Origin of the sequence: Azospirillum isscasi, from assembly GCF_030849505.1 — a bacterium.
GTDB classification, from domain to species: domain Bacteria; phylum Pseudomonadota; class Alphaproteobacteria; order Azospirillales; family Azospirillaceae; genus Azospirillum; species Azospirillum isscasi.
This window is the reverse complement of sequence record NZ_JAUJFI010000186.1, coordinates 1-9801: the sequence shown is the minus strand read 5'-3', so window position 1 is coordinate 9801 and position 9801 is coordinate 1. Positions and strand designations below refer to the sequence as shown.

The following is a 9801-nucleotide window of genomic DNA, read 5'->3' as shown; positions in this document are numbered from 1 at the left end:
GCACGCCACCTTGGAGGGGAACTTCCCCTTCAACCCGCTCGCGCCGCTAAAATTCCCTCATCTTGCCGGATGCACCACTAAAGCGGATTGCGATCCGCTTTAAAATCTGAAATGCGGTCCGGAATCACCGTCCCACTTGCCTCTTGACCACGCTTCCTTCAGGGACGTCGCAAGTGATTGCCACATGGGAGGCGATGATGGAGCCGGATCCGATGCTCAGCCGGTTCTCCACCACGATCCCGGTGCCGAACTTGACCTGGCTGCCGACGCGGACCGAGCCGGCGGTGGCGACGTTGGGGCCGGTGGTGACCTCGTCGCCGACCTCGTTGTGGTGCTCGAAGGTCGTGCGGGAGCTGAGAAAGCAATTGTCGCCCACCCTGGCATCGGCGCCGAAATAGCAGAAGGGGCCGATGTAGTTTCCCTGGCCGATGACGACGCCGTCGTCGAACCAGGCGGTGGGGTGGATGGCGTTGGCCAGGGGCAGGTTCAGTTGCCGGGCCAGATCGCGGATCTTCCGGCGGAATGGGATTGAACTGGACACCGCGCAGATCGCGGCATCCACCTCGCCCGCCGCCACCATCGACTCCAGCCGGGACACCGGCCCCAGGACCGGCACGCCCTTGATGTATTCACCGTGCTTGTCCGCGGCGTCGTCGAGGATGGCGACCGGCTGCGTTCCCTCCTCGAACAGCAGGATCGACAGGATCTGGTGGGCGCCGCGGCCCGCTCCGACCAGCACGACCCGGCCGTTGCCGCCGCGGCGGGGCGTGGTGGGCCGCCAGTTGCGGTCGGCTTCCCGGCGGGCGACCTCGCGTTCGACCATCGTGGTCGTGACCAGGCCGCGGCCGGCAAAGAGATCGGCCGCCAGCCCATGCCGGTTCAAAAGCTCGGTTGCCCCCCGCGTGAAACGGACCTCCTCGTCCGTGCCGGCAGCGGCGGCCTGCGCCTTCGACGGGGCCGGAACCGCCGCCAGGGCCTGGTCGCGGGACACCTCGGGCGGCACGATCACCGCCACCGGGCGGCCAACCTCGACGGCGTCGCCAGGCGCGACGGGAAAATAGGCGATGCCCGCCGCCTCGGCGAACACTTCGACCACGGCCTTGGCGCCTTCGATCTCCATGAGAAGCTGGCCGGCGGCCACGGCCGTGCCGTCCGCCACGGCCAGAGCCACGACCTGAAGACGGTCGTCGCTGGCGGATGTGCGTGGGGCCGCGACGATGTGGAAACCGGACAGGGCAGCATCCGTCATTGCATCACGTCCTGAATGGCCTTGCGGATCGCGGCGGCATCGGGAAGCAGGGCGGCTTCGGCTTCGATGGCGGCGGGTATGGGATGGGAGGCCGCACCCAGACGGCGGCAGCGGAAGGGGACATCGCCATGTTCGGCCAACCAAGCGACGATCTCACTCCCCATGCCGGCGAAAGCGCAACCTTCCTCGACCGTGACCAGCCGACGGGTTCGCGAGACGCTGTCGAGCAGCGGGGCCGCGTTGAAGGGATGCAACGCCACCGGGCAAACAATCTCGACCAGGATCTCATCCTCCTCGAACAGGATGTCGGCCGCCCGTTCAGCCTCGCGCAACATGCCGCCGTAGCAAAAGAGCGTGCAGTCGGCCGGCCCGCGCGGACGGATCAGCAGGGTTGGCCAACGCTCATCGGTTTCCTGATAGTCGAACCCGCGGATCAGGTCGGTGCCCCCCTCTTCGCGATAAGCCCCCTTGTTTTCGATCACCAGCAGCGGACCGTCGATCTCCGCCGGGAGCCGGGCGTAAAGGGCGGCGGCATCGGCGCGGGAGTGCAGCGCGACCACATCCAGATCCGGAATTCCGAGAAAATGCTTTTCCAGGGACTGGCTGTGCGTCGGACCATAGCCGTGCCGGCCACCCATGGGTGTGCGGACCACCAGCGGCACCTTGACCCGGCCGCCGTACATGCCGCGGAACTTGGCGGCGTGGTTGAGCAACTGGTCGAAGCCAAGGGTCAGGAAGTCGCCGAACATGATCTCGACCACCGGCCGCCGCCCCGCGAGCGCCAGACCGTTGCCCAGCCCGACGAGCGCCGCCTCGCTGATGGGCGTGTTGAGGACGCGGCCGGGAAAGGCGTGCGACAGATCCCGGGTCGCCTTGAAGGCGCCGCCATAAGGCGCCTCGATGTCTTCACCCAGCAGCACGACCCGTTCGTCCTCGGCCAGGGCGCGGTGAAGGCCCGCGTTGATGGCGTCCACCAGCCGTCCCGCCGGCGGCCGCCAGGGACGCAAGGTGACCGGCCGGAGCATGGTTCCCGCCAGCACCGGTTCCGGCACCGCTGCCGGCGGTGCCCGCCGGGCCGCCCCTTCGGCTGCGGCCACGGCAGCTCGCACCCGGTCCTGGCACGCGTGGGCGATGGGATCGCCTTCGGCCAGCAGGCGGGTCAGGGGGTCGCGTTCCCAATACCGCTCAAGCACCGCGCGCGGGCGATCGTCGTCCCCCTTGGAGTGGGCGTTGAGCCGGAACGTCTCGATGACGTGGAACAGCGGGGCCGAACGGTCGCGCACGGCCGCCACGGCTTCCTGCACGTCCTGAAGCAGAGTGGCGACGTCCCATGTATCGGATCGTCGCGTCGCGATGCCGAACGCTTCGGCCCGCGCCGTCAGCGAGCCTGCCAGCACGTTGTCGACCGGCGTCGACTGGGCGATGCCGTTGCTCTCGCAGACGATGTACAGCGGCAGGCCGAAGCGGCTGGCGATGTTGAGCGTCTCATAGATCACGCCTTCCGCCATCGCGCCGTCGCCCAGCACGACGACCGTGACGCCTTTTGCGCCTTCGAACTTCTGCGCCAGGGCCATGCCGCCGGCCACCGGTGCCATGCCGCCGAGGATGCCGTTGGACAGAAAACCATCGCGGCACAGATGCTGGGTGCCGCCCATGCCACGGCACACGCCCGTCGCCCGTCCCATCACTTCGGCAAACAGGCCGGCGACGTCGCCGGTGCGGCCCAGAAAGTGCCCATGGCCACGATGATTGGAAAGAAGCCGGTCCTGTGGTTCGAGGGCGTTCCCCAATGCCACACCGATCCATTCCTGCCCGGTGCAGGTATGCACGGTGCCCCGAACCAGTCCTTCCCGATAGAGATCAAGCAGGCGTTGCTCCACCGCGCGGATAAGGTAGGCTTGCTCGATGCCAGCCGCGGTGCCGCCGTCCTTTTTGCCCATCGTAATACTCACCGGATCGGTCCGGGCCACAGGGACCCGCGGGAGGGGATAGCTACCAGCCCCTGCCACTATGGTCAACGCACCGGGCCCGGGGCAAGCGGTTCAGGTTGTGAAGCCATGTGAGCGGCGCTCCGCCAAATCCTGCTGATCCACGGCATGGTCGGGCGGTGAAAGACCCCATTCGACGCGGCAGTTTTTGTCCGGTGGGGCGGCAAAAAGCGCCACGCACCGGGACGAATTTGCCGGGTTCCCGCCGCAAAGAGGGGCCGGGAAGAAGGGAGGTCCGGACGGGTCCGGAACGGGGAACCCTTAACGGTGTATTGATTTTTAGCCAATTTTTGAACGAATGAGGGTGCTGGCATACCTCTTGCGTTGTCGGACTCGCCAACCCGGCGAACCCTGAACCCGAGTGCCTGCCATGCCCTTGAGATTCCCCGTCGTTTGAAGTCGTCGGATTCCTGAGCTTCACAGCGCAGGTTCCTGCTTCACCGAGGACCGCTCAGAATGCCGAAGCATCCCAAGGCTCACACCCTCTCCACAGGCGGTCACCGCTTGTCCAGCGGCCAAAATGTTGCACGCGGCGTTATGTTTGCGCGAGAGCCGGCGCTGTTCGCGGGCAAGGCGTTTCTGCCGCTTCGCCAGATGACGTGGGTTGGCGACCTTCTCCCCGGTGCTGAAGACGGTGAGATCTTTCAGCCCCAGGTCAATGCCGGCTTCGGCTCCACCGGTCAGCGGTTCGACGTGGGCCACGGCACGGCAGGACATCCACCGGCGGCCATCCGCTTCGCGCGTCACCGTGCTCGGTGCAGACGGAAGCTCACGCGGGCACACCACGTTCAAGGGTTCAGCCATTTTCGCCAGCGTCAGCGTGCCATCCAGGTAACGGAACGCCGATTGGGTGAACTTGGTCGACTGCGGCCCGTCCTTGCGGCGGAACTGCGGATAGCGCGCTCGTTTCCAGAAAAGTTTGCGGGTGTGTTCAACATTTGTTCCGCTGACGCGGAACCGCGTTTCCTTTGCCGCTTGAAGGCGGCAATCTCCAGGAGGAAGTCCTGATGACCGCTGCTTCGTCGATGGCCGCTTCGTCAATGGCCGCTTCGTCAATCGCCGTCCAGCCGGTGGCCGACACCCCGGTTCCCGAGCGCTCGCGCCGCACGCGATCCGTCTTCGCGTGGGAGGCCGCGAAGGCGGCGGTCGCCGTGTCCGCCTTCGCTGGCATGCTGCTGCCGGTCGCCTTCCCGTCCAAGGCCGGCACGCAGGCGAAGGTGGTGCAGCTTCCCGTCGTCGAGGCGCCGCTGCCTGCCCCCGTGCCCCCTCCCGTGAAGATCCAGAGCCAGAAGGCCGGAGTGTCCGCGGCTTCCTCCTCCCCGCTCAAGAGCAGCCCGGTGCCGCAGCCGGCCAAGAAGCCGGTGCCGAAGAACACGTGACAGGGGCGGAACCCGTCCTCAGAGCGGGATGAAGGTCCCCCTCGCCGTCAGAGCGAGATGAAGGCGATGTAGGGCTGGTCGCCGGCCATGCCGGTGGTGACGGTCATCGCGCCCACGGCTTTGCCGGTGAAGGTCATGCTGGCATCCACGGTGCCGTTGCCGTCGATGTCGCAGCGGACGGTGGCGCCCTTGTAGCCTTCGGCGCCGCCCATCTCCTCCCAGCTCAGCTTGGAGTGGCCAGGCATGAAGCCCCAGAGGGTGGCCCATTCGCCCCGCTCCAGATCGACGATGGTGGACCAGGTGACCTCGCCCCCACGCCCGTCCACGAAGAAGGTGTCGCGGCCCGGCCCGCCGATCAGCCAGTTGGAGCCCGATCCGCCGTCCAGCACGTCGTCCCCGGCCCCGCCCGACGCGGCGTCGTCGCCGCCCAGCAGGTTGATGAAGTCGTTGCCGTCCGACCCGCCGACCACCTCGTCGTCGGCGTTCCCCAGGAAGCTCCATTGCAGGGTGGCGACCGGCCCCTCGTAGGCTTGGGCCGCCACCGTCCGCTGCACCCCGTCCACGATCCGGCTGAAGGGCACGGACGGGTGCGCCGGGGTGGGGTCGGGAGCCGGGGAGGAGGCCGGCGGAGAGGCTGGTGACGAGACCGGCGGAGTGGGCGGTGGGGTGGGTGATGCGCTGCTGTCGGGCTGGGGTGCCGGTGGGGCGGGTGGTGCGCCGCTGTCGGGCTGGGGTGCCGGTGGGGCGGGTGGTGCGCCGCTGTCGGGCTGGGGCGCCGGCGGGACAGGGGGTGTGCCGTTGTCGGGCTGTGGCACGGGCACCGGGACCGGGGCGGGCGGCTCGTTGGCCTGGGGCTCGGAAGGGGGCAGGGGGGTGGTCCCGCCGCCCTGCGGGGGCGCCGTGCCGCCGCCGGAGGCGATGCCCATCAGCGCCCAGGCGAGATCCTGGATTCCGGCGATGAGCGCCGGGGACAGCGGCAGCAGGCTGTAATCGTGGTTGTAGGCGTCGGCGAACAGCGGGTCGCCGGTCCGGTCGTTCGCCCCATAGGCGCCGACCTGATGCAGGAAGTTGGCGTCGATGGCGTTCTGCCCCGCCGACAGGATCGTCACGTAGCCGCCCAGCGGCACCGCCCCCGACACGAGGTTGCCGGTGACCGTGTTGTTCGCCGGAATGCCCGCCGCCCCGGCCAGGGGCACCCATTCGACGCGGACGAAGCTCTCGCCGTTGGCGCCCAGCACGCCGATGTTGTTGGTGACGATGTTGCCGTGGCCGCCATGGATCATCACGGCGGCCCAGGCGGTGTCGCGCAGGAAGTTGCCCTGGACGGTCACGCCGCTGGTCAGGTCGTCCAGATAGATGCCGTAGCCCTTGTAATCGCGCAGCCACTGGCCGGTGCCGGTGGTGGCGATGCCGCCGGTGTGCTCGATCCAGTTGCCCTCGATCCGCGTGCCGGTGTTCAGGTTCGAGCGCCCGAGCAGCTCGATGCCGCCGGAATCCGCCGTCTCCAAACCCGTGTTGCGGATGCGGTTGTGGAGGATGGCGTTGTTCAGGCTGATGGTCGCGCTGTCCCAGTTCTTGACCGAGATGCCGTAGCGGGAGCTGTGGTCGATGTCGTTGTGGGAGATCACCGTGTCGCTGATCCCCGACGCCATGATTCCGCCGGCGTATTTGCGCACCTCGCCGATGCGCTGGATGCGGTTGCCGGTCACCGTGTTGCCGATGGACTGGCCGGAGAGCGCGATGCCGTTGATGCCCAGATGGTCCAGGTAGTTGCCGCTGACCAGATTGCGGTCCGACCCCTGGGTCAGCCGGATGCCTGTGCCGACGTTCACGAAGCTGTTGCCGGCGATGGTGTTCACGTCGCCGCCGATGACGTCGAGCGCGTTGCCGTCCGTGGCCGTGTTGGTGAAGGTCAGCCCCTGCACGGTCACCCCGGCGGCCCCGTCCAGCCGCAGCAGCGTGCCGAGCCGGGCGACCTCCACCCCCGTGCCGTCGAACGATTCGCCGGCCTTGATGACCAGCCGCCCGTCCGAGGCGCGGTGGGCGAACTCCCCCATCTGGTCGACGTGGGCGCTGTTGCCCAGCAGCTTGTAGGTGGAGCCGTCGCGCATGGTGAAGGGCGCGTCGGAGGTGAAGGTCAGGGTGCGGGTCACCTCGTCGATGCCGGCGACCGTCAGGATGACGTCCTGAAGCCGTTCCGTGTCGAAGACCTGGACCCGGCTGCCCGGCACCAGATCGGCGGCGGTGACGTCGCCCGCGTGGTAACGCAGCGCGTTCCGGCTGGCGCCGTAGGCGCTCGCGTCGGCGACGAACCAGCCGGTGGTCGGGTCCTCCGGGTCGTAGGCCGCCTTGGAGGCCAGCCGGTAGCGCACGCCGCCGACGGTGACGTCCAGCCCCGGCGCCGCGGACAGCGCCGCCGACCAGACGCCGTTGCCCTCGTAGGTGAAGCCGCCGACCCGCTCGCCGCCGCTGAGGACCGCCTGCTCTCCCGGATAACCCAGGATGCGGACGCCGCTGTCCTGCGCGCCGAACTCCAGCGTCCTGGTCAGGCTGTGGGAGCCCTCGCGGACGTAGGTGGTCTTGACGGTGCCGGCGCGCATGGCCGCCTGCGCCCGCTCCAGGCTGGCGAAGGGGCCGTCGGTGCCCTCGGCGTTCGGCGCGGCCAGCCGTCCGGACCAGCCGTCGTTGCCGTTCTTCGCCACGTAAAAAGCGTCGCCCTGCGGGGCCGGGGCATCCGACGCGGTGCCCTGGAAGACCGGGGCGGCGACCGCCAGAGTGACGGACCCGTCCTGGGCGGGTGCCGGAGCGGCGAGGCTCTTGCCGTTCACCGCCACGCTTCCCAGCGACAGCGCTCCCACGGGCAGGATCTGCACCGTGTGGGCGATGGACGGGTCCAGGGTGACGCCGAAGGTGAAGCGTTCGGCGGTGCCGGACGCGGCCTCCGCCTCCCCGACCGGCGTGCCGTCCACCAGGACCTTGAAGCGCACCGGCCCCGTGGCGGAAGCGCCGCGCGCCGCCTCGACCGTGATGGGGACGGGCCGGGTGACGACTTCCTCCGGCTTCGGCGGGGGGCGGACCAGCGGGCCGCCGAACATCTCCTCCCCCAACCCGAAGGACAGCAGCCCCCCCCAATAGAGCCCCGTCTGGCCGGCAACCACATCCTTCCCGTCCACGGCCCCCTTGTCGTAGGTGGCGCGCGGGTCGGTGGACTTGACCTCCTGCCCGTCCACGGTGATGGAGCCGACGAACAGGTTGCGGTCCACCCCATTCACCACCCCGTCGTTGTCGTACCAGATGGAAATCCGGTGGGCCTGATCGGGATCGAGCATGGCGGTGAAGCGGTAGGGCGTGCTGGAGGTGGCGGCGACCCACGCCTCGCCGATCGTCACGCCGTCGACCAGCAGCCGGAAATGCGGCGCCTGGCCGGCGGACACGCCCCAGGCGTTCACGACGATCGGGATGTCGATGGTCCGTTGCGGGGACGTGGACATGCGGGACCCTGGAGCCTGCGGGCGGGGGGCCGCCCGTCCCGAGGGTTGCGGAATGCTCCCTCGCGTCCCAAAACTGGCATACCACTATCGATAGGGTGTGTGACATTGGTCCCAGAATGGCCACAGCGGGATCACTGGTCACAGCCGGTGCGGGAAGGCTTGCCGGACCTTGCGGAGCGGCGGTAGATAGCGGTGCCCTTCCCGCTTTCCTGCACCGAGTCCCCATGCCCCTGCCGCCGCTCTTCGACGCGGACGCCCTCGCCCGCTACGCGGCGGCGGACGTCATCTTCCTGGCCCAGGACGGGTTCAAACAGCCTTCGGCGCGGGTGCGCTGCTACAACTTCGCCAAGGCGCTGCGCCAGCAGGGGTTGCGGGCGGAGGTGCTGTCCTTCTTCGACCATCTGGGGGCCACCGACCAGGCCGGCGCCCTGTCCACCATCCCCGAGGAGGAGAAGATCCGCCTGAACCTGGAGGCCCACCGGGTGCTGGCGGCCAACCCGCGGGCGGTCCTCTATGTGCAGAAGGTCGGCTACCACACGCTGGCGGCGGCCTTGGCGGCGGAACGGGGCGGCAACCCGGTCGTGCTGGACTACGACGACTACGAGCTGGACATGCAGCCCTACCGCCGGCTGGAGCCCTGGTTCCCCAGCCTGCGGCCCGACCAGCTTTTCCACACGGTCGCCAACCGGGCCGGCGCCTGCGTCGCCGCCAGCCACCGGCTGCACGACCTGCTGCGCCCGCTGAACCCGAACACGCACCTGGTCCACACCGTCGCCGACCAGGACCTGTTCACGGCCGATGGGCGGGACGCGCCGCGCCGCCGCTTCGGCGAGCGGGTGAACATCCTCTATTCCGGCGACTTCTGGGGCGACATCCCCATGAAGGACGTGCTGTTCGCGGTGGATGCCTTCGCGCTGGTGCCGCGCGCCGTCCGCGACCGGTCCTGCTTCCACATCATCGGCTTCGGCCGCGCCTGGAACGAGTTGAAGCTGCGCGTGCGGGAACGCTACCCGGACCTGCCCAACATCGAGTTGCACGAGTTCATCCCGCCGACCGAGATCCCGGCCGTGCTGCGCGAGATGGACATCGGCGTCCTGCCTTACTCGAACAACGAGTTCAACGTCGCCAAAAGCCCGACCAAGATGTTCGAGTTCCTGCTGGCCAAGGTGGCGGTCTGCGCCACGCCGGTCGGCGAGGTCACGCACTGCCTGGAGAACGGCGTGTCGGGCCTGCTGGCCGAGGGGATGGAGGGCTATTCGGCCGCGCTCGCGCGGCTGATCGGCGACGACGCCTTCCGCCGGGACGTGGCCGAGGCTGCTTGGCGGGTGGCCATGGAGCGTTTCTCGCTCCAGGGCATCGCCCCGCGGCTGGCCGCCGTCGTCCGCGGCCTGCTGGAGCCGGAGGAGCGGGCGGAGGCCCCCGCCGTGACGACGCTGGACGATTTCCTGGCCGCCCGTCTCGCCCGCCCGGTCCCGCCGGCCCCGCGCGAGGTGCATCTGATGCGCCGCGATCTGGAGGCCCTGCTGGCCACCGAGGATCTGGAGGCCGCCGACCCGCGCCGCTGGAGCGGGCCGCTGGTCGCCGCCCTGTCGCTCGCCGACGGCTCGCTGCTGTGGAAGGGCACCTACGACAGCCAGCAGGGCGCCGACACGTACGGCAGCCCGGGCGTCTGGGAGGAGAAGGTCTACATCGGG

General features: G+C 69.1%; 6 protein-coding genes. 2 read left to right on the top strand and 4 right to left on the bottom strand.

Features of this window, described 5'->3' with window-relative positions; all coding sequences use genetic code 11:
* Positions 1–124 precede the first annotated feature (124 nt).
* The 3 genes from QSG27_RS24975 to QSG27_RS24965 all read right to left on the bottom strand — a co-directional run bounded on the left by QSG27_RS24975 (position 125) and on the right by QSG27_RS24965 (position 4278).
* Positions 125–1249 (bottom strand): biotin/lipoyl-containing protein, encoded by a 1125-nt coding sequence (locus QSG27_RS24975; protein ID WP_306710941.1) that lies wholly within the window; start codon positions 1247–1249, stop codon positions 125–127.
* Positions 1246–3189 (bottom strand): dehydrogenase E1 component subunit alpha/beta, encoded by a 1944-nt coding sequence (locus QSG27_RS24970; RefSeq protein WP_306710939.1) that lies wholly within the window; start codon positions 3187–3189, stop codon positions 1246–1248. The genes QSG27_RS24975 and QSG27_RS24970 overlap by 4 nt, the downstream gene beginning before the upstream one ends.
* 465 nt (positions 3190–3654) lie before the next feature.
* Entirely contained in the window at positions 3655–4278 is a 624-nt protein-coding gene (locus QSG27_RS24965; protein ID WP_306710938.1) for a transposase, read from the bottom strand.
* Between QSG27_RS24965 and QSG27_RS24960 the strand changes: the two genes are divergently transcribed.
* On the top strand, positions 4278–4616 hold the full coding sequence (locus tag QSG27_RS24960) for a hypothetical protein (RefSeq protein ID WP_306710936.1): 339 nt from the start codon (positions 4278–4280) through the stop codon (positions 4614–4616). The two genes, QSG27_RS24965 and QSG27_RS24960, sit on opposite strands and share 1 nt — an antisense overlap.
* A 47-nt stretch (positions 4617–4663) precedes the next feature.
* Here QSG27_RS24960 and QSG27_RS24955 read toward each other — a convergent pair whose 3' ends face one another.
* A complete protein-coding gene (locus QSG27_RS24955; protein ID WP_306710934.1) occupies positions 4664–8107 on the bottom strand; it encodes a carbohydrate-binding domain-containing protein in 3444 nt (1147 codons plus the stop codon).
* Positions 8108–8331: 224 nt separating this feature from the next.
* On the opposite strand from QSG27_RS24955, the gene QSG27_RS24950 reads away from it, so the two are divergent.
* A partial coding sequence (locus QSG27_RS24950) for a glycosyltransferase (protein WP_306710932.1) occupies positions 8332–9801 on the top strand: 1470 nt, incomplete at its 3' end.

Excerpts from the sequence above, each read along its gene's own strand:
- QSG27_RS24955 (WP_306710934.1), bottom strand. The coding sequence starts at position 8,107 with ATGTCCACGTCCCCGCAACGGACCATCGACATCCCGATCGTCGTGAAC.
- QSG27_RS24975 (WP_306710941.1), bottom strand. The coding sequence starts at position 1,249 with ATGACGGATGCTGCCCTGTCCGGTTTCCACATCGTCGCGGCCCCACGC.
- QSG27_RS24970 (WP_306710939.1), bottom strand. The coding sequence starts at position 3,189 with ATGGGCAAAAAGGACGGCGGCACCGCGGCTGGCATCGAGCAAGCCTAC.
- QSG27_RS24960 (WP_306710936.1), top strand. The coding sequence starts at position 4,278 with ATGGCCGCTTCGTCAATCGCCGTCCAGCCGGTGGCCGACACCCCGGTT.